The organism is Psychrobacter sanguinis, from assembly GCF_020736705.1.
GTDB lineage: Bacteria > Pseudomonadota > Gammaproteobacteria > Pseudomonadales > Moraxellaceae > Psychrobacter > Psychrobacter sanguinis.
Genome location: NZ_CP085990.1, coordinates 541,085 through 561,488, shown reverse-complemented (window position 1 = coordinate 561,488; position 20,404 = coordinate 541,085). Strand labels below are relative to the sequence as shown.

Annotated in this window: 17 protein-coding genes; 9 read left to right on the top strand and 8 right to left on the bottom strand. The window is 43.1% G+C overall.

The genetic code is table 11. The features are described 5' to 3' along the window. The first annotated feature begins 101 nt into the window (after positions 1-101). From cmoA to LK453_RS02385, 6 genes are all read left to right on the top strand, one after another. The gene (gene cmoA / locus LK453_RS02410; RefSeq protein ID WP_201541780.1) at positions 102-911 is read left to right on the top strand and encodes a carboxy-S-adenosyl-L-methionine synthase CmoA; all 810 of its coding nucleotides are present in this window, start codon (positions 102-104) and stop codon (positions 909-911) included. A 12-nt stretch (positions 912-923) separates the two neighbouring features. Then, entirely contained in the window at positions 924-1,523 is a 600-nt protein-coding gene (locus LK453_RS02405) for a bifunctional adenosylcobinamide kinase/adenosylcobinamide-phosphate guanylyltransferase (RefSeq protein WP_201541782.1), read from the top strand. A gap of 84 nt (positions 1,524-1,607) precedes the next feature. Next, the gene (locus LK453_RS02400) at positions 1,608-3,164 is read left to right on the top strand and encodes a WG repeat-containing protein (RefSeq protein WP_201541784.1); all 1,557 of its coding nucleotides are present in this window, start codon (positions 1,608-1,610) and stop codon (positions 3,162-3,164) included. 21 nt (positions 3,165-3,185) lie between these two features. After that, on the top strand, positions 3,186-3,755 hold the full coding sequence (locus tag LK453_RS02395; protein ID WP_201541786.1) for a hypothetical protein: 570 nt from the start codon (positions 3,186-3,188) through the stop codon (positions 3,753-3,755). A gap of 155 nt (positions 3,756-3,910) precedes the next feature. Further along, complete coding sequence (gene cmoB, locus LK453_RS02390) at positions 3,911-4,972, top strand: tRNA 5-methoxyuridine(34)/uridine 5-oxyacetic acid(34) synthase CmoB (protein ID WP_201541789.1); 1,062 nt, start codon at positions 3,911-3,913, stop codon at positions 4,970-4,972. Positions 4,973-5,047: 75 nt separating this feature from the next. Further along, positions 5,048-6,217, top strand: a complete 1,170-nt coding sequence (locus LK453_RS02385) for a DUF1176 domain-containing protein (protein ID WP_201541791.1) — start codon at positions 5,048-5,050, stop codon at positions 6,215-6,217. A gap of 30 nt (positions 6,218-6,247) precedes the next feature. On the opposite strand, the gene LK453_RS02380 is transcribed toward LK453_RS02385, so the two are convergent. Further along, complete coding sequence (locus LK453_RS02380) at positions 6,248-6,478, bottom strand: DUF2788 domain-containing protein (RefSeq protein ID WP_007394386.1); 231 nt, start codon at positions 6,476-6,478, stop codon at positions 6,248-6,250. A gap of 242 nt (positions 6,479-6,720) precedes the next feature. On the opposite strand from LK453_RS02380, the gene argS reads away from it, so the two are divergent. The 3 genes from argS to LK453_RS02365 all read left to right on the top strand — a co-directional run bounded on the left by argS (position 6,721) and on the right by LK453_RS02365 (position 10,346). Next, positions 6,721-8,550, top strand: coding sequence for an arginine--tRNA ligase (argS, locus tag LK453_RS02375; protein WP_201541793.1), 1,830 nt, complete (start codon positions 6,721-6,723; stop codon positions 8,548-8,550). Positions 8,551-8,728: 178 nt separating this feature from the next. After that, positions 8,729-9,553 carry an SPOR domain-containing protein gene (locus LK453_RS02370; RefSeq protein ID WP_201541796.1) on the top strand — a complete coding sequence of 275 codons (825 nt, stop codon included), beginning with the start codon at positions 8,729-8,731 and terminating at the stop codon, positions 9,551-9,553. A 34-nt stretch (positions 9,554-9,587) separates the two neighbouring features. Continuing rightward, the gene (locus tag LK453_RS02365; RefSeq protein ID WP_007394383.1) at positions 9,588-10,346 is read left to right on the top strand and encodes an IclR family transcriptional regulator; all 759 of its coding nucleotides are present in this window, start codon (positions 9,588-9,590) and stop codon (positions 10,344-10,346) included. Positions 10,347-10,433: 87 nt separating this feature from the next. Here the strand turns inward: LK453_RS02365 and mmsB are convergent, their stop codons facing one another. The 7 genes from mmsB to LK453_RS02330 form a co-directional block, all read right to left on the bottom strand. Then, positions 10,434-11,384 carry a 3-hydroxyisobutyrate dehydrogenase gene (mmsB, locus tag LK453_RS02360; RefSeq protein WP_201541798.1) on the bottom strand — a complete coding sequence of 317 codons (951 nt, stop codon included), beginning with the start codon at positions 11,382-11,384 and terminating at the stop codon, positions 10,434-10,436. A gap of 52 nt (positions 11,385-11,436) precedes the next feature. Further along, positions 11,437-12,705 carry an enoyl-CoA hydratase/isomerase family protein gene (locus tag LK453_RS02355; RefSeq protein WP_201541800.1) on the bottom strand — a complete coding sequence of 423 codons (1,269 nt, stop codon included), beginning with the start codon at positions 12,703-12,705 and terminating at the stop codon, positions 11,437-11,439. Positions 12,706-12,716: 11 nt separating this feature from the next. Continuing rightward, on the bottom strand, positions 12,717-13,499 hold the full coding sequence (locus LK453_RS02350; RefSeq protein ID WP_201541802.1) for an enoyl-CoA hydratase: 783 nt from the start codon (positions 13,497-13,499) through the stop codon (positions 12,717-12,719). A 120-nt stretch (positions 13,500-13,619) separates the two neighbouring features. Then, complete coding sequence (locus LK453_RS02345; protein ID WP_201541804.1) at positions 13,620-14,786, bottom strand: acyl-CoA dehydrogenase family protein; 1,167 nt, start codon at positions 14,784-14,786, stop codon at positions 13,620-13,622. Positions 14,787-15,032: 246 nt separating this feature from the next. Next, positions 15,033-16,520: a CoA-acylating methylmalonate-semialdehyde dehydrogenase gene (locus LK453_RS02340; RefSeq protein WP_007394378.1), complete on the bottom strand. Its 1,488-nt coding sequence runs from the start codon at positions 16,518-16,520 to the stop codon at positions 15,033-15,035. A 159-nt stretch (positions 16,521-16,679) separates the two neighbouring features. Beyond that, positions 16,680-18,068 (bottom strand): GntP family permease, encoded by a 1,389-nt coding sequence (locus LK453_RS02335; RefSeq protein ID WP_201541806.1) that lies wholly within the window; start codon positions 18,066-18,068, stop codon positions 16,680-16,682. 76 nt (positions 18,069-18,144) lie between these two features. Next, complete coding sequence (locus LK453_RS02330; RefSeq protein WP_201541815.1) at positions 18,145-20,157, bottom strand: propionate--CoA ligase; 2,013 nt, start codon at positions 20,155-20,157, stop codon at positions 18,145-18,147. Between the last annotated feature and the right edge of the window lie 247 nt (positions 20,158-20,404).

Genomic DNA, 20,404 nt, shown 5'->3' with positions numbered 1-20,404 from the left:
CTTATGTCTGCCCTTAAATTTTATCAGGACAGGGAACCGCAATAAGTAACAAACAGTAATGATATAATACAGCGTATTGTGATTTGAATAAGAGATTTGAAATGTCAAATACTGTGGATACCGCGCCTAAGCCTGTACAACCTGATACTGTAGTTTATGATAATGTTTTTACCACGCCACTAGACAAAGCTGCCCGTTTCTCCTTTGATGAGCAAGTAGTGGCATGCTTCCCAGACATGATTCGTCGTAGTGTGCCAGGCTATGGTCAGATGTTGGCGATGTTGCCGATATTCGCCAAGCGTCATTGTCAGTTTGGGCAGATAAATGACAAAGGCCAACGTATCAGCCGAGTTTATGACTTGGGTACCTCATTGGGCGGTGCGACTATGGCACTTCTTAATGAAACAGGAGGGTTTGCCCCAGACGAGCTACAAATAAAAGCAGTAGACATTTCTCCGGCTATGACTGAGAAGGCAGAAGTACTGCTTAAAGAAAACTACCCAGACCATGATATCGAAGTCATTACGGCTGATATTCGAGAGCTTGAGTTTGAGCCTTGTGACATGGTGATATTAAACCTTACCTTACAGTTTTTACCGCCTGAAGATAGAACGCAAGTATTACAAACGGTGTATAACGCCCTTAATGATGGCGGTATTTTAGTACTAACAGAAAAGAACCATACTGGCGATGAACAAGATGACGCTTGGTTGGTAGAGCGTTACTATGACTTTAAACGTGCCAATGGCTATAGCGAGCTTGAGATTAGTGGTAAACGTAATGCTTTAGAAAACGTGCTAATTACCGATACCTTAGAGTTACACCATCAGCGCTTAAAACAAGTGGGCTTTAGTCGCAGTTTGACTTGGTTTCAGTTTTTAAACTTTGCTTCTATGGTGGCGTTTAAATAGGATTGCCTTTTAGTGATTCACTACATAACCGGTGGCGAACGTTCAGGCAAAAGTAGCTTGGCGCAATCCTTGGCTGAGCAAATAAGTGACCAGCCTTACTATTTGGCCACCTCAAGAGTGTTGGATGAGGATTTTGCTAATAGGGTAAAGCGTCATATAGAGGATAGAGCAGAATCAAAGAGTAATTGGAGTACTATCGAGGCCAATATAAATTTAGCCAACGCCTTAACCAAATATTTTGACAGTCAGCAGTCCCATCCAAAACACAGCCCAAAAAATCATTCTAAACACATTAACCAACCGCTTAAGCCACTTACGATCGTTATCGACTGTGTCACCTTATGGCTGGCCAATTACGTCATGGATTATGACTATTATATTGAAAAGTGCCTGGAACTCGCTAAGCAAGAAATTGACCAATTATGCGACTTTGCTAATCAGTATCACGCTACGCTGTTTATTATTTCCAATGAAATTGGTATGAGCTTACATGCCAGCACTTCAGAAGGTCGAAAGTTTGTGGCACTTCAAGGCTGGGTCAATCAATATTTGGCACAAGTGGCTGATAAAGCGACTTTGGTAGTTTCGGGTTTGCCGGTTACTCTCAAATAAATCCCTAACGGAAAAGGTTAAATTAGAGCAGTACGGTAAATTTAAAATCAGGAAATTAATCTATCAGCTGATAAAGGATAGTCCATGAGTGCAAGCTTTAACCTCCTAAAAACAGCATTACTACTTGCTGCTACCATCCTGCCTTTCTCAGCAGGTGCTACTGATACTGTTAATGATGATTCCTTTCTTGAAACCGCAGAAGACTGCGAAAAGCCTGCTATAGATATGACAGATACAAAATATACTATGGTGACTTGCCTGCATCAGGGAGTTTCTGTTTTTGGCATAAAAGATGAATTAGATAACAACTATTATGGTTTAATCAATGCCAAAGGTGAAGAGGTGACTGCACCGGAGTATAGAGCAATTCGGTATTTTTCAGATGGATTTTTAAGAGTTTATAAAGGTAATAAAAAGGGTATCATCAGCACCACAGGTAAAGTAGTTTTGCCTATTATTTATGATCATATTGGGTTAATCCATGATGGTTATGCAGAAATTTTGATAGCACAGCCAGACGGTGATAACGTTAAAAAAGGCTTAGTGAACCAAAAAGGTCAGGTTGTTATTGCGCCTAAATACTATGAAATTGTTTATGACATGACGGGGCTTTCAGGTCTTGATAGTGACGTGTTAGCAGTTAGCATTAAAGAGGATGATGATATTAAATACGGTTTAATATCATTTTCTGATGAAGTTGTTGTACCCCTCATCTATGATGACATCCTTGGGTTTTCAGCAGGATGGGCAAGAGCATGTCAGGATAAACGCTGTAATTTTATAAACACTAAGGGTGAGTTGTTATTACCGTATTGGGCGGATAATGTTGGTGTCTTTAATGAGTCTAAGGCTTGGGTTAAGCACAATAGTAGATACGGCTATATCGATGCCTCGGGACAAGTAGTGATACCTTTTTTGTATGATAGTGCTGACTTCTTCAAAAATGGACGTGCTATTGTGTCTTATAATCCTGAAAATCTAACTCGGAAACACAGCCAAGATGAAGAGGTACAATCTGATACTTACGGGTTAATTGATACTGATAATAATACGATTGTCCCGTTTAAATATCAGAAGATAAGAAGAATAAATCCGAATCTTTTTTATGTAGAAAACTCTAATGGCTTTTCTTTTGTAGATAATGATGGCAAGTTAGCGACGACTAAAAACTTTGATAATATTGTTTTCGCATCGATTTTCAATGAATTACTTGCAGTAAAAAGAGAGGGTAAATGGGGTTATATTAATCATAAGTTTGAAACAGTAGTTCCTTTTGAATATCAAAAAGCCATCGAATTTGAAGAAGATTTAGCAGCAGTAAAGAAAAATAATAAGTTCGGCTTTATCGATAAAAAGGGGCAAACAGCTATACCCTTCGAATATGATGACCCAAATATTGATGTTGAAGATTGGCGTACCAGTACTGAGTATAAGTATCGGTTTTATAGTGGTATGACAGCAGTGCGTAAAAATGGCTATTGGGGAGTGATAGATAAAGACAATAATATCATTGTGCCTTTTGAGTATGATGATGTGGTTATTGAAAGTTCCTCCCAAATTAAAGCAACCAAAAATGGCGTAGAAAATTTATTTGATGAGCATGGCAGTCCGATTGAAGATGGTTGTTGCTCTTTAGACTGACGCTATCATTAGGGAAAAAGCATGAACTCAATCCCATTTTTACTCGAACAAAAGATTCATCAAGTTATCATTCAAAAGATTAGTCTCAAAGACTTTGAGCAGTGGTTATATCAAAATGACGAGTTGGAAGTTTTAAATCCAAATTTATATCTTGAATTGATTTCTTTCGATTATAGTCATGAGTCTAGTTTTAAGGAATTTCAGATAAGCTTTGCAAAGTTTGTTGATAGGTATAAGTTTGAAGTTGAGCGTATTAAAGACTATCTATGCTCAATCATTGATAGAGATGAAAACTGTGCAAAATCAATTCTAATGACATACGAGCTATATTGTATGGGTTATGAGTTCTTGCAAAAGCTAGGTTTAAAGTATGGTTTATGTTTGATAGATACCTCTTATCCAGTCGAATTGGTCAAAGATTCTAATGATGTTATCGATATGTTTTATCCCGATGTTATTAGCGATGCAGAAAATGTCTTAGGCTGGTTCAAAGAAGGTAAAATTATTTTCAGAGAAGAGAAAAATGAAAGGGGAGGATTTGAATACGATGATTTACGTACGGAGGAAGAAAAGCAACAAGGAAAGTTCTAGTTCATTTTGTTAGCTATCTATAGTCATTTTCACGTCTAACCGATATCTATTGCATATCTAAGTTCACGCGCACCACCATACCCCTTATAATAAGCACTAAAATACAAGCACTGTAATAATTGCCACCCCACATTCAAACACATAACGAACCGTCTATGACCAATAAAACCATCGAAACCGCAGAACGTGAACTTTATCTAGCACTGATTCAACGTGCCCAATATCGTCCCATTGCCACCCAGTGGTTGGCAAACTTGCCACAGTGGCTCAGTGACGTGAAAGACAAACGCCGCTATGCTCATGCACCAGCCTATTTATCTGCGGTAGAAAATCTACCAAAAATCGAAGTCAACGGAGTAGACTTAAACAGTGACGTGTTGACCATAGAGGCTCAATTAAACGATGGGCAAAGTAAGCAGATAACGGCCTTGATGAAGCAGTTGATGCCGTGGCGTAAGGGCCCATTTCAGATTGGTACTGGCGATAATAGGGTGTTTATTGATACCGAATGGCACAGTGATTGGAAATGGAATCGTATTAAGCCACATTTAGGGACGCTTGAAGGCCGTTACGTACTCGATGTGGGCGGCGGTTCAGGCTATCACGGCTGGCGTATGGCGGGTGCTGGCGCCAAACAAGTTGTTATTATTGATCCGTCTTGTCTTTTTTATCATCAGTTTATGGCCATTCGTCATTTTGTGGCCGGCTTTGATACCGATATGGATGCGGATAAGACGGGAGTAGGCTATCGTACCCATTACATTCCGGTAGGTTTAGAAGAATTACCCTCAAGCTCAGATCAAGGCAATCAATTGTTTGATACGGTGTTTTGTATGGGGGTGCTGTATCATAGACAGTCACCCTTTGAGCATTTAAACCAATTGAGAAATCAGTTAATGACTGGCGGACAGCTGGTGTTAGAGACGTTAGTCATCGAAGGTGATGCCAATACAGTGTTAGTGCCGCACAATCGTTATGCGAAGATGAATAATGTTTATTTTATTCCATCGGTGGCTGCCTTGACCGGCTGGCTAGAGAAAGTGGGCTTTAGTGAGGTGAAGTGTGTGGATATTGATATCACCTCAGTGGAAGAGCAGCGTGCGACAGATTGGATGACGTATCAATCGCTTAAAGATTTCTTAGATCCTGATGACCCGACCAAAACTATTGAAGGATATCCGGCGCCGATGCGAGCCACCTTAATAGCGACCAAATAATCACTCATTACTAATTAGCCGTTCCAGTTAAACTACGCCATTTTCAACTTCACTAAACAGACAGGACAGAGCCTAATGAGCAAATTGCATTTAATAAGCGCAGCTTTATTTGGATTGTCTACAGTGATGACCTTACCTGCTTTAGCGGCAGAAGGCTATGGCAAACCGTTTGAGGATTGGGGTTACAATAAAGATGATTGGCAATTGGTCTGTGATAATACGTTGACCTGCCGGGCAGCCGGTTATTCAAGCGAAGATAACTTTGACAGACCAGCCACAATTTTGATCACCGCCGTACCTCAGCAGATGATACCTAAGGTGGAAGTACAATTTTTACCACCATTAAAATCAGCTAGTAAGCAGGACATTGGGCTGTGGCTAAATGATAAGTTTTATGGTCAATTAAGCGTCAGTTCAGATGGCGATGTTTATCAGTTAAACCAAAAACAGACCCAAGCTCTGCTTAAGCAGGCGAGTCAAAATACTAAAATCGAGATAGTGGCTGTTTCTAAGGTGGGTAGTACACGCTGGCAAGTCAGTGATAAAGGCATGAGTGCGGTGTTACTCAAATTAGATGAGGTACAAGGTCGAGTAGGCAATTCATTGGCGCTGGTCAGTCAGAGTCATCGTAATAAGCAAGTCCCTAAATCAGCGGTAACAAAACCTATTATTCATAAAGCGTTTGCTTTTTCTGATAAAAAACAAACGACGCTTGAGCCCGCAAAGCTTAACTATTTTAAGTCTAATATTGAAAAATGGATAAACGTAGACTCTAAAAGCCTAATGGGTACTCAAGATGAAATGGGGGATTGTGAACTGGCAAACCCTAAGTCTGAACAATATCAATCCTTCAAACGATATGACTCAAATCGTCTTGACTGGACCTTTACTCGAGTAGATAGTGCTCATACCTTGGCCAGTCATTTGTGCTGGAGTGGCGCTTATAATATGGGTTATGGGTATTGGTTGATAGACAACGCTAAACCCAGTAAGCCTCAGCTTATCACTACCTCTGGTTCAGAGTATGCCAAGGGTGAGATTTGGTCGACTCAAAAAGGTCGCGGGTTAGGTGACTGCTGGGGACAAAAACAGTGGGTATGGAATGGGAAGTCTTTTGTGATTTCAAAAGAGGCAACCACGGGCATGTGTCGTGGCTTTGCTGGTGGTGCGTGGCAATTACCTACTTACGTTAGTGACGTTTATAGTAATCAGATAATTAACCATAAAGCGTCGAATGCCAATTAGCCATCGACGCTTAAATAGACATCGTTAGGGTTAAAGAACCCATCTTTCAAACACAACTTCTAGTAGAAGTTTTAATAAGAAGCCAACAAAACCTGCCCCTAAGGCTAGGAAAATCCAGAAAGTTCCTGCACGACCGGCGTCAGATTTCTTGGAGATGTCCCACATAATAAAGAACAAGAAAGCGATAAAGATAGGCAGTAAAACGTATAGGCCCCAATTGGTAACGGTTTCAGCAGCAATAGCAAATACAGTAGCAATCATAAATTTATCCAGTTATAAAAAAGTTTAAAATACAGTGCCCATTATAGAGGAGTGGGCTTGTAAAATGCTATGAACGCTGTATAACGCTAACAAAACAACAAACATCAAAGTTTATGGAAAAAACGGGCAAACCTTGATATATTAAAGGGTTGCTCCAAATATATTAGCAATACATTATCGGTCTGTATTGCTGTAAAATCGTTTACATCTAATATTCACTTAACTTCAGAGTTTAATAAATTATGTCGCAAGCTCAAATTGATGAAATCTTTGCGTTATTGGATAGCGCAGCCAAAGTATTGATTGATCAAGATATATTGCCGAATGACTGGCAAAACAACAGTCAAATTACGCGCAGTAAAAGCCCTGAGCATGGCGATTATGCCAGTAATATCGCTTTAACTGCAGCCAAAGCGGCTAAGTCAAATCCACGTGCTTTGGCAGAGCAACTTATTGCTGCGTTGCCTGACAATGATAGCATTGCTAAGTTAGAGGTGGCAGGACCTGGATTTATTAATATCTTTTTAAACACTGGTGCTAAGTTTGCGGTATTAGACGCTATTTTTGATAACAATGAGCGTTACGGCTTGACCGATGAGTTTTCAGACAAAAAGATTCAAGTTGAGTTCGTCTCTGCCAACCCCACCTCAAGTCTACATGTCGGTCATGGACGCGGTGCGGCCTTTGGTATGAGTGTGGCTAATCTGCTAGAAGCCGTGGGTTATAAGGTAACCCGTGAATATTATGTCAATGATGCTGGTCGTCAAATGGATATCTTAGCGGCAAGTACCTACTTACGCTATTTAGAGCTTAACGGTGAGCAAGTACATTTTCCAGTAGGCGGTTACCAAGGCGATTATGTTACGGATATCGCTCAAACTATCAAGACTCAACAAGCCGATGCTTATGTGCATCCTTATGCTGAAATTAGTGCCAATGTTCCAGAAGATGCGGTATTTGAAACCAATGCTGATGGCGAACAAGAGCTGGTTTCAGGGGATAAAAACGCGCACGTTGATGGCATTATTGCCAACAGTAAACAAGCCCTAGGCGACAATTACGAAATCTTCTTAAATGCGGCGTTGAGTGAAATTTTAGAAGACATCCAAGATGACTTGAATGACTTTGGGGTTCGTTTTGAGCGTTGGTTTAGCGAAAAATCTATTGCCGATGAAATTGAACCTGTTTTAGCAGAACTTGAAAGCAAAGGTCATCTATACGAAAAAGACGGCAATACATGGTTCCGTTCAACTGATTTTGGTGATGAAAAAGACCGTGTAGTACGTCGTGCCAATGGTTTAACCACTTACTTCGCCTCTGATATTGCTTATCACAAAAACAAATTCGAGCGTGGCTTCGATACGGTGATTAATGTCTGGGGTGCAGACCACCATGGCTATATTGCCCGTGTCCGTGCCGCCTTAACGGCTCTAGGTATCGATGAAAAACGTTTAGAGGTTATTTTGGTACAGTTCGTGGCGCTATGGCGTGGCGAAGAAAAAATCCAAATGTCTTCTCGTTCAGGTAAGTTTGTGACTTTACGTGAGCTGCGTGAAGAGGTGGGTAATGATGCGGCTCGTTTTTATTATGTGGCCCGTAAACCTGAAGTTCACATCGACTTCGATTTAGATTTAGCAAAATCACAAAGTAAAGACAACGCGGTTTATTACATTCAATATGCTCATGCGCGTGTGTGTAGCGTGCTTGAAAAGTTAAATGCCAAAGGCTTCAATGTGGATGATGCTCAAGGTAAAGCGATGCAGAATCTGCTACAAGCAGAAGCAGAGAGTGAGTTGATTAAGTTACTGGCGGCTTATCCAGCGACGTTAAAGCGTGCGGCTACCGGTTACGATCCTCACGTATTAACCAACTACCTAAAAGACTTGGCTTCTTTGTTCCATGCTTGGTATAACGACAATCGTATTTTACCGGTTAGTATCATTGCTGATGAAAAACCAACTCAAGAAGAGCTGGATCTCATGCAAGCTCGCTTACGTTTGTCAAAAGCAGTTCGCCAAGTATTGGCCAACGGTCTAAGCCTTCTAGGACTATCAGCCCCTACCAACATGTAGCATTTAGGTGTTAGGTGTGGGCAGTTTGTTTTTAATGTTCGATGGCCTATAAGTCGTTAATAGTTATGCCTTACACGGGCTATATAGAATTGATGGCTTATAGGGGTGTTTATGGCTTATAGGGGTGTCGAAACCTTTAACAAACTTGGCCTGACTGACTCATAAATGGAGAAAATTTATGTTAGCAAAAAAACCAAAAGGTGCAGTAGAAAGGCGACAAGGCGGTGGGGTAGCAAGCTTACTGTGGATGTTCGTCGGTGCTCTACTAACCGTAATGTGCCTAGTGGTATTGTATCTATGGAATCCATTTGATATTGGCTCAGAGACCAAGACCGAAGAGCGCAAAGTAGAGCCTATTAATCAGCCCAAAACCGAAACCAATGATTTCGAGTTTTATGATTTACTGCCCGACCAAGAGATGATCAGCTTGCCAGATGAAGCGGTGGTGGTTGACGACAATACACCTGTCGCAACGGATGAGTTAAAACCTGATGTGGTAGTTACTCAGCCTGGTAGAGAGCCGCGTGATAATAGCATTGGTACTATTGACCACTCTGGTACGACTCAGGATACCACAGCGAATCCAAGTGGTACGCCACAGACGCCAGTGGCTAGCGGCGAACCTGACATTGTTATTGTGGAAGAAGAGGGCACTTATGATGACCCTGCTCCTCAGCCCAATGGAAATACTCAAGGTGCCGCTACCAATCGTCCGACCAAAGGCAACATGACCGCACAATCAGCTGCAAAACCTGCGCCATTAAAGCAAAGCTATATTTTACAGATTAATAGCTTTAGCAGTGCTGAAGATGCCGATAAACGCCGAGCACAAGTATTGATGGCGGGGGTAGATGCTTACGTGGTAAAGACCAAAATGGCTAATGGTCAAGTCATCTACCAAGTGGTATCTCCCACAATGACCAACCGCCAGAAAGTTGTGGCGGCGCAACAAAAATTACAAAATAATGGCATCGATTCTTTGGTCGTTGAACAACGTCGATAGAATCTATAACCCTTAATTTGAAGGTGTGTTAAGTATGCCAAAAGTTTCCTCCATTACTCGAGTGCTGCAAATTATTGAAGCGGTGTCTTACGCGGCAAAGCCGATTACACCGCTTGAGCTGTCACAGCAGTTAGAGATACCCAAACCTACCATTCATCGATTACTGCAACAGTTAATCGATGAAGGGTTTGTGATGGTCGACATTACAGGCGGTATTGTCGCTGGACGACGGGTGCGTAACATGAGCGTTGAACTGTGGCAGCAGCGTCAATTTTATAATGAGCGTCATGTTATTTTGCAGCGCTTGGTACGAGAAGTGAAAGAAACTTGTGGTATTAGTGTGCCGCATAATATGCACATGATTTATACCAATCGTGCCAAAACGGAGTTACCGCTACAGATTTATCTGCCCGTTGGTTCAAAGTCGCCATTATGGTGTACTGCCACTGGTAAGTTGTATCTAAGTCAGCTGTCAGTAGAGCGACGTAATAAAATGCTGCAAAACTTGAGCTTAGATAAATTTACCAAAAATACCATCACCGATATAGACAAGCTCAATAAAGAACTAGATGCCATTGCTCAGACAGGTATTGGTATCGACAACGAAGAATTTATTTCCGAAATGGTCGCGGTATCCGTGCCTATCTTAGATAAGCAAGACCGTTATCTGGCCTCGCTTTATATGCATGCGCCTACGGTAAGAGTGTCACTCGAGGATTTAATACAGACGGTGCCACGTTTACGTGAAGCGGCAGTCGACATTCAAGCACTGGTCTATGAATTACAAAGCTAAAAACTCAAAAAAAGCCCAAGTCACTGACTTGGGCTTTTTGATTTAAGATGGCTTTGACGGCAACTAGTTTAGCGGCAATTGATTTTGCTATGACTGATTTAACACGCTGTCGTTAAAATGGGCCATGATACTAGAAAAGTCTTTTTCATTGTGCTGTTTGATATGCTCATCATACAGCTCAGCAGCTTTGGCGCCCATCGGTACGTCAGCCCCTATGTCTTCTGCCGCTTGCAACGCTAAATGCAAATCTTTGTGCATGTGCTGACTCATAAAGCCGCCAGTATAACCTCGACTTGACGGTACGTTTTCTAGCACACCTGGATAAGGGTTATAGACTTCAAGCGTCCAGTTGCGTCCTGAGCTTTGTAGCATAATCTCAGATAATACGCCTGCATCTAAGCCATTTTGTACGCCAAGATTAATAGCCTCTGCCGTACCGCTCATTAATATGCCTAGCAGCATGTTATTACAGATTTTGGCCACTTGACCCGCCCCATTATCGCCGGCATGAAAAATGTTTTTGCCCATGGCTTTTAAGATAGGCTCAGCACGGTGGAAAGCACTGTCATTACCCCCGACGATGAAAGTAAGCGTACCGGCTTCTGCACCCGCAGTACCGCCCGATACAGGCGCATCTACTAATTCAATGCCCTTGTCGCTCGCAATACGGGCAACGGTTCTAGCCGCTGCAGCGTCAATAGTGGAGCTGTCGATGACTAAGGTGCCCGCTGGTAAGTCTGATAAAAGCCCTTCTTCGGTCAGCTCAGTGGCATCAGCATCGCCTAAATAAACGCTTTTTACATGCTTACTGGCAGGTAACATGGTAATGACTACCTCAGCATTTTTTGCTGCTTCCTTCGGTGAGATTGAGGTAGTAGCGCCAGCTGCGGCCAGTTGCTGCTGGGCATCATCTGATAAGTCAAATACAGTAACGCTATAACCTTTTTTCAATAGGTTTTTGGCCATCGGGCCACCCATGTTGCCCAGTCCGATAAAGGCAATCTGAGGGTTGTTAGTAGAGGCTGTATTTTCTGTCATATCATCACTCCTTGATGAGTCTAAAAAGTTAAGTTAATTTTTATTATGCACCCTAAATATATAAATTTTGACCGACCGACTGAGCCAAAGGTTGGTGCTTTAGCCTTCTAGCAGCGAATGAGTTTTCTGTGAGCCAGCCTTCAAAGATATGTTCACCAGCGGGATAAGGGTTATCGAAGTGGCTAGCAATATAAGCTTGTCCAGCATCATCTAGACATTCCTCTAATGTGCGTGACCAGCTTGGATTCTTATCTTTATCAATAAGAAGTGCCCGAACCCCTTCTTTGAAATCAGGATTGTCGGCACAGTGAACCGAAACATTGGCTTCAAGATATAAGATTTGTTCTAAAGAAAAATCTTTGACGCGGTGATACAACTCATAAGTTAAGCAAGCAGTAACTGGGCAACCTTGACGATACGTAGATAGGGCACGTTGTACCCAGTTATCAGCTGCAAAATTGGCATCAAGCTGGGCTAACTTTTCATCATCTTGCAGTAATGCATCAATCTCACGTAAACCGCCACTGACCATAATGGTCTGTATGGTCTGCCAATGTTCAGCCAATTTGCTAGGTTTAAGCTCAGCGTTAGAACGTTGTTGTAACTCGGCCAGACAATGATTAGCCACACGATGCGCATCACTGTATAAAGTGTCTGCTTCAGAAGAGCTAGACTGCCAAGGAGCAACTAATAGCGCGTCAATAACTTGCTGATAGTCGTCACTGCTAACCGCATATTCAGCAAGACCGGCAAATTTGGCATCATTACCGTTGCAGAGAGCTCCGGTTAAGCCCAAGAAAAGACCGGATTTGGCCGGCATACGTTGTAGAAACCAGCTGCCAGAGGCGTCTGGAAACAAGCCAATGCTAATCTCTGGCATAGCGAATTTGGTGCTGTCAGTGACAATGCGATGACTACAAGCCGCCATCAGTCCCATGCCACCCCCCATGATGATGCCATTGCCCCATAAAATGATTGGCTTATTATAAAAATGCATTTGGCGATACAACGCGTATTCGCTACCAAAAAAGTCTGTGGCATAAGGATTGGGCATCGGTGGATTATCGAGCATGCTATCATACAGCTTACGAATATCACCGCCCGCGCAAAACGCTTTGTCACCAGAGCCGCGTAATAAAACTGCCACGACTTTGTCGTCATTTTGCCACTGACTTAGCTGGGCACTCATAAGCTCACACATATCAGCACTAAGGGCATTCAATGACCTAGGCGAATTGAGCATCATCTCGCCAATGAGATGTCCAGACTCGGTAGGGTGAGTGCTAAATAGGACAGATGCTTGGGTATCTTGCTGCTGCATATCGGTTGCCTCTATTTATTCTGCCAAGTGGGTTTGCGTTTTTCTAAGAAGGCCTTGACCCCTTCGGTCTGATCGGCGGTATCAAATAATTTGACAAAAGCTTCACGCTCATTAATCAGATTATAAGCAGGCGGGGTATAGCGAGCCGATTGTACCAATTGTTTCGATAAGGTCACGGCAACAGGCGACTGCTTGGCGACCTTTTGTGCCAATTCGATAGCGACGGCTAAGCCTTGACCTTTTTCAACCACTTCTTCGACCAGTCCAATACGCAGGGCAGTCTCTGCATCGACACGCTCACCACACAAAATCATGCGTTTAGCCCAGCCTTCGCCGACCAGCCACGGTAGATTTTGAGTACCCCCAGCGCAAGGCAGCAAGCCAACACCCGCTTCAGGCAAGGCCATTACCGCATGCGATTCAGCGATACGAATATCACAAGCCAAAGCACACTCTAGGCCACCGCCCATGGCGTAGCCATTGATAGCAGCAATGCTGACACCGCGGTAGTTAGATAAAGCTTCAAAAGCTTCACCAAAGGCAATCGCCATTGAAATAGCATTGCCTTTATCGCCATCGGCAAAGGTATTTAAATCCGCACCGGCTGAGAAGAACTTCTCGCCATCACCATGGATAACGAGCGCATAGACCGAGTCGTTGTCATTTAAGTCTGTAACGAGCTGTTTAAGCGCAGCCAGACTGTCAGCGGTCCAAGTATGGGCCGGCGGGTTATTTAGCGTTAATGTTGCGACATGACCATCGATATTCAGATCTAAGTTGGTATAGTTTGTCATAGGTTTGCCTTCTATCATTCCGTGTTTTGAACCATCCGTATTGTTAGCAGTGCTGGGTAAGTTGCTTTATATAAGCTACTTTACATAAGCCGCTATTGGCTCTAAAGGGTTTTGCTAAGTTTAACGTAAGCTGTCTAACGCAAAGTCACGCATCATGCTACGTGACACAATGACACGCATAATCTCGTTGGTGCCTTCTAAAATTTGGTGTACTCGTAAGTCTCTTACATGACGCTCAAGTGGATATTCATTGAGATAACCATAGCCACCATGCAGTTGTAATGCCTCATTAGCAACGGCGAAGCTCAAATCAGTGGCTAGGCGTTTGGCCATGGCGCAGTAGGTGGTAGCATCACTGTGTTTTTTATCGACTTTATTAGCGGCTAAGTACAGCATCTGACGGGCAGCAATGGTTTGAGTTAACATATCGGCCAGTTTAAATTGCACCGATTGTAATTCAGCGATGGCACTACCAAACTGCTTGCGCTCTTGCACATAATTTAGTGCCGTTTCTAATGCAGCTTGAGCCGTCCCTACCGCACAAATACCGATATTGATACGGCCACCATCAAGGCCTTTCATGGCAAATTTAAAACCTTCGCCCTCATTACCCAGTAGATTTCTGGCAGGCACTTTGACGTCTTTGAAATGGATGGTGCGGGTAGGCTGAGCTTTCCAGCCCATTTTTTGCTCATTTTTGCCGTAGCTGATGCCTTCACTATGCGCATCGACCACAAAGGCCGAGACACCTTTAGGACCGGCATTACCGGTGCGGGCCATGACCACTAAAATATCGGTGGATCCAGCCCCTGAAATAAAGGTTTTTTCACCATTTAATAAATAGTAGTCTTCGCCGTCTTGTTTGACCGCTTTGGTAGTTAGCGAGCCTGCATCAGAGCCAGCGTTTGGCTCGGTAAGACAGTAACTTGAAAGCAGCTCGCCGCTGACTAATTTGGGCACTATCTCGGCTCGGACGTCGTCTTTGGCATATTCGCCAATCATCCAAGTGACCATGTTGTGAATACTGATATAGGCTGCAACCGCGGTATCGCCCCAAGCCAACTCTTCAAAAACAATGGCAGAATCTAAACGAGGTAAGCCTAGGCCATCATAATCGGGGTTGGTATATAGGCCTAAAAAACCCAGCTCGCCTGTTTTTTTAATCACATCAACGGGGAAGTGGCTGTCTCTATCCCATTGAGCAGCGTTAGGTTTCAATTCCTTCTGAGCGAATTGGCGTGCGGTTTGTTGATAGGCCAATTGTTCTTCGGTTAATGCAAAGTCCATGATGCATCCTATTTAACTATATAAAAGTACCAGTAGTATAAAAGTATTAACAGTTAGGATTAAAGTACCAGTTCTACTAGAGTATCAAAAAGTGAGTTTAGTTGGTGTTTTCGCTATTAATATTAAATGGCTATATTAGATAGCCTCAACGTCGCTAATATTGCTGTACTAGCTTGGCCAATATATGTCGTAATGACATAAGCCATAAAATAGATATTAGCTAGTACAGACTTAGGGCATCGAGATTTACATTGAAATCGTGGTATTAACCTTGCCTTTACTGGCTTCATCATCAAACCAGCGTGCCGTCACAGTCTTGGTCTGGGTATAGAACTGTACTGCCTGCTTGCCGTAAGGACCTAGGTCACCTAATTTACTGGCACGTGATCCTGAGAAGGAGAACATAGGTAGAGGCACAGGAATCGGTAAGTTAATACCGACTTGACCCACATCAATATCTTGCTGGAATTTATGAGCTGCAGCACCCGACTGCGTAAAGATAGCCGTACCATTCCCGTTCGGGTTGGCGTTTATGATCTCAATGGCTTCATCTAATGAGTCTGCACGCATGATGCACAGCACAGGGCCAAAGATTTCTTGGCTATAAATCTGCATATCAGTAGTTACGTTATCAAAAATCGTTGGACCCACGAAGTTACCGTTTTCATAACCTTCAACCGTGATGCCGCGGCCGTCTAATAGTAAAGTAGCCCCTTCATCGACGCCAGATTGAATCAGACGCTCAACACGCTCTTTGGCTTGCGGACTGATTAAAGGACCTAAGTCTTTATCATCTTTACCTGCCGCGACCACTAGGCCTTCTGCCTTGGCTTTAATGTCCTCGATCCAAGCACCTGCTTCACCAACTAGGACCACTACCGATAAGGCCATACAGCGTTGACCTGCTGCGCCAAATGCAGCACCAGCCAATTGGTTTAAAGTTTGTTCTTTATTGGCATCGGGTAGGATTACCGCATGGTTCTTCGCGCCCATCATACACTGTACACGTTTGCCGGCTTTGCTTGCACGGTCATAAACGTGGTGACCAACATTGGTTGAGCCCACAAACGAAACCGCTTTAATATCGGGATGATCACAGATGGCATCTACCGTAGGTTTGCCACCATGGACCACGTTCAATACGCCCTTAGGCACGCCCGCTTCTAAGGCCAACTCTACCAAACGTAGGGTAACCATCGGGTCTTGCTCTGAAGGTTTTAAGATAAAGGTGTTGCCAGTGGCAATCGCCATGGGGAACATCCATAAAGGAATCATGGCAGGGAAGTTGAACGGAGTGATACCGGCACAAACCCCTAATGGCTGCCAGATGCTATAAGTATCGACGCCATTAGCGACGTTTTCAACGAAATCGCCCATTTGTAGGTTGGCAATACCAGCAGCGTGCTCTACCACTTCTAGGCCTCGGAACACATCACCACGAGCATCGGCAATGGTTTTGCCTTGTTCTGAAGTTAATAGCTCAGCCAACTCATCCATGTGCTCACGGATAAGGGCTTGATAGGTTAAAAAGATACGGGCGCGGGTGTTGATAGGAGTTTTGCGCCAAGTCTTAAAGGCTTCTTTGGCGGCGGCCACAGCTTCGTTAATTTCGTCATCGGTAGTTTGAGGTACTTTAGCGATAACTTGTTGAGTGGCTGGATCGGTTAAGTCAATCCATTGTTCGGTTTTGGAGTCAACAAATTCGCCATTGATGAGCTGCTTTACGTGGTGCATGAGATATCCTTATCTTCTCTTGTTTGAGGTTTATCAGCTAAATAAGCAATTTTAAAAAGCTGATATTAATTGGTTTTAATAATAATGATACATATTATCTCATTTTACAAGAAAAATTTATGAAATATGATTATGATTTATATCAACATTTTGTAATCATTAAAATGACCCAAAAATAGTGCCCAAGAAAATAATAACAATGAGAGCAATGATAGGAACAATTACTGCAGTGACAAATACGTCTTTATAAGACTCTCTATGAGTCAATCCGCAAATAGTTAACATTGTAATCACGGCACCATTATGAGGCAGGGCATCTAAGCCTCCTGATGCCAAGGCGGCTATACGATGCATTAACTCAGGATCGATATTGTATTGCTGTGCCAACTGCATATAATTGGCCCCCATAACCTCTAAAGCTATGCCTAACCCACCTGAGGCAGATCCTGTTATGCCAGCCAATACGTTAATGATAATAGCTTCAGAAATCAGAGGGTTGTTGGGTGAAATGCCCATCAGAAAGTGCTGAATAATAGAAAATCCTGCTAAACCAGCAATGACAGAGCCATAGCCTACTTCAGAGGCGGTATTGAATATGGGTAATAATGATCCCATCGCCCCTTTATTTAAGCTTTCTGCTAGATTTTTGATTCTTGTAAAATTGAGGACAATAACGAATAGACAAGCTATGGCTAGGGATAGAATAATCGACCATAGACCTACCACTGAACTTAGACTGACACCGCCAAATTTTTCATCTGCTAGATAGCTGTTGTTCCACATAGGTATGATAAGTTTGGAAAATAGATAGTTACCCACAACCACAATAACAACAGGAAATAGTGCCAACCAAAAGTTTGGTATCTTATCGCCTATATCTAACTCTTTCTCATTCAAAGTATGCGTGCCATAGCCTTCATTATTTTTAGCTGCGACACGTAATTGATGTTGCATCCACCACATACCACCGACCAACATCATAACAGCGGCAATAAGACCCAATATAGGGGCAGCGAAAGCATCTGTTTGAAAGTAGGGCATGGGGATAGCATTGTGTATGGCTGGAGAGCCAGGCAAAGCAGTCATTGTGAACGTAAAGGCACCGATACTGATAGCCCCTGGTATAAAACGCTTAGGAATATTGACTTGTTTGAATAGCTCTGCAGCAATGGGATAAACGGCAAAAGTCACTACGAAAACTGACACGCCACCATAGGTTAATATGGCACACGCCAATACTACCGCTAATAATGCATGCTTATCACCCAGTTTATTGACGATATAACGAGCAATACTATACGCATACCCCGAATCTTCCATTAACTTACCGAAGATAGCCCCTAATATAAATAGTGGAAAGTATTTAATGGCGAATCCGCCCATACCATCCATAAAAATTTGGGTATATATCCCCATTGATTGCGTACCTTGCCCACTTAAAACTACCGCTAAAATAGCTAGGACAGGGGCTAAAATTAGAACGCTTACCCCTCTATAAGCAAAATACATTAGTAAGGCTAAAGACAATAGAATCGCAAAAATACTCATATTTAGTTCCTTCTAAATAAGGGTGCGAATTAAAATTATTAAAAATTACCGTCTAAGATATAGGCGTTATTACAATCTAGTAACTGTCAAGAGCCAGCTTCACCGCGTCAATAGCGGTAGGATCATCAAGAGTCGACATGTCGCCAGGCTGCTGTCCTTCGGCAAGCGCTCGAATGGCGCGGCGTAGGATTTTTCCAGAACGGGTCTTCGGCAGTGCTTTAGGGAAATACACCGCCGCAGGTCGGGCAAGAGCGCCCAGAGACTTAGCCACCACGCCCAATATTTGCTGTTCTACTCGGAATCTATTTTCGGTATCTTCGATGATTGAGGGGTCGCGTAGAATACAAAAAGCGATAGGCAACTCACCTTTGAGCTCATCCTTGATACCCACCACGCCAACTTCTGCAACTTCAGGATGCTCACTAATAGCCGCCTCGATTTCTTGAGTTCCAATACGATGTCCGGCGACGTTAATCACATCATCGGTACGACCTAAGATGTAAAAATAGCCTTCTTCATCGGTGACTGCATAATCTGAGCTTGAATATTGTTGACCATCAAATAGACTGTAATAGCTTTTTATAAAGCGCTTATCATTTTTCCAAACCGTAGTCAAACACCCAGGTGGTAGCGGAGCGGAGATAGCCAATAATCCTTTTTCACCTGGCTGACAAGGCTCACCAGTTTCTTCATTAAGTACTTTGGCATCATAGCCAAACATAGGGTAGCCTGGGGTGCCGGGCTTATGGTCTTTGTGATTGAATTTAGGGGCATGACTTAAAATAGGCCAACCGGTTTCAGTTTGCCAATAATGGTCAATAATCGGCACGCCTAAATGACCAGATAACCATTTACCTGTGGGCTCATCTAATGGCTCGCCGGCTAAGAAGAAGGATTTGACGCTACTGGTATCATAACGAGTTAGCCAAGTCTCATCTTGTTTTTTGAGCATACGTACCCCGGTAGGAGCAGTAAATAAAATATTGACCTTGTTGGCTTCAACAATACGCCACCAGATGCCGGGGTTAGGCGAGTGAGGTAGGCCTTCATACATAATACTGGTCAAGCCAGAGAGTAGTGGGGCGTAAATAGTATAAGAATGGCCTACTGCCCAACCAATATCAGAGATGGCCCAGAAAGTCTCACCAGGCTTAGCGTCGTAGATATAATCCATAGAAGTAGTCAAGGCCACTGCATAGCCTCCAGTATCACGTTGGACCCCTTTAGGAGTGCCTGTGGTACCTGAAGTGTAAAGCAGATAAGAAGGGGTGTTTGACTCAAGCCACTCAGGTTCAACTACCGCTCTGGCATCACAGCTAATACGGCGTTCAGTGGCATAGTCAACGTCAATGGCGGTCGGCTCATAGGGCATGATGCCGCGGTTTACCACTAGCACATGCTCAGGTTTTACTGAAGCTTCTTCTACCCCTTGATTTACTAGGTTTTTATAGTTAATAACTTTACCACCGCGCAAGCCTGCATCCACGGTAATAACTACTTTGGCTTCGGCATCCCTCATTCGTATCGCCAAGTTATGGGCGGCAAACCCACCGAATACCACCGAGTGAATAGCACCAATGCGGGTACAAGCCAACATGGCATAGGCCGCCTCTAAAATCATAGGCATATAAGTAATAACTCGATCGCCTTTACCCACGCCCATGCGCTGTAGCACGTCAGAGAAATAATTCACTTCTTTATAAAGGCGGTTGTAGGTTAAACGGCGCTTGGCATAATCGGTGTAAAATTCAACGTCATTATCCAGTGCCTTAAAGGCAGGTACGATACCAGGATGATTGTCTATTAATTCCTGATTAATCTCTGAGGACACCCAAATAAAGGCATCTTGTTCAGCACGTGTCTCTAAATGGCGGTCGATGCAGTTATAACATAGGTTGGTTTCACCGCCCACAAACCACTGGGCAAAGGGTAGTTTGCTGTCATCGAGGATTTGTTGTGGGGGCTTGTGCCAATAGATACGTTCGGCTTGTTTTTGCCAGAATTCGCTGGGCTTATTGATAGAGGTGTTATAGAGCTCTGAGAATGATTCGGTCGAAGTAGCAGTGTAATTGCTATTTAATTGACTCATAGTGCTGTCCTTAGCTGAATTAAAAAAGACGCGATTGGCTCAGACGCTGAGCTATATCGCAACTAACATTAACAGTCCTTGCTAATGTGGCATAAAAATTGAAAAACGATTCAATGGAACGATCAAATAGAACGACTAAAGAAAGCGATAAAATAGTGCTTATAACATGAGACATATTTTATCGTTTTAATAGCGTTTAATCTAACAAAGTTACTCGCTTGTGGTCAACACAATTATTAACCGTCGG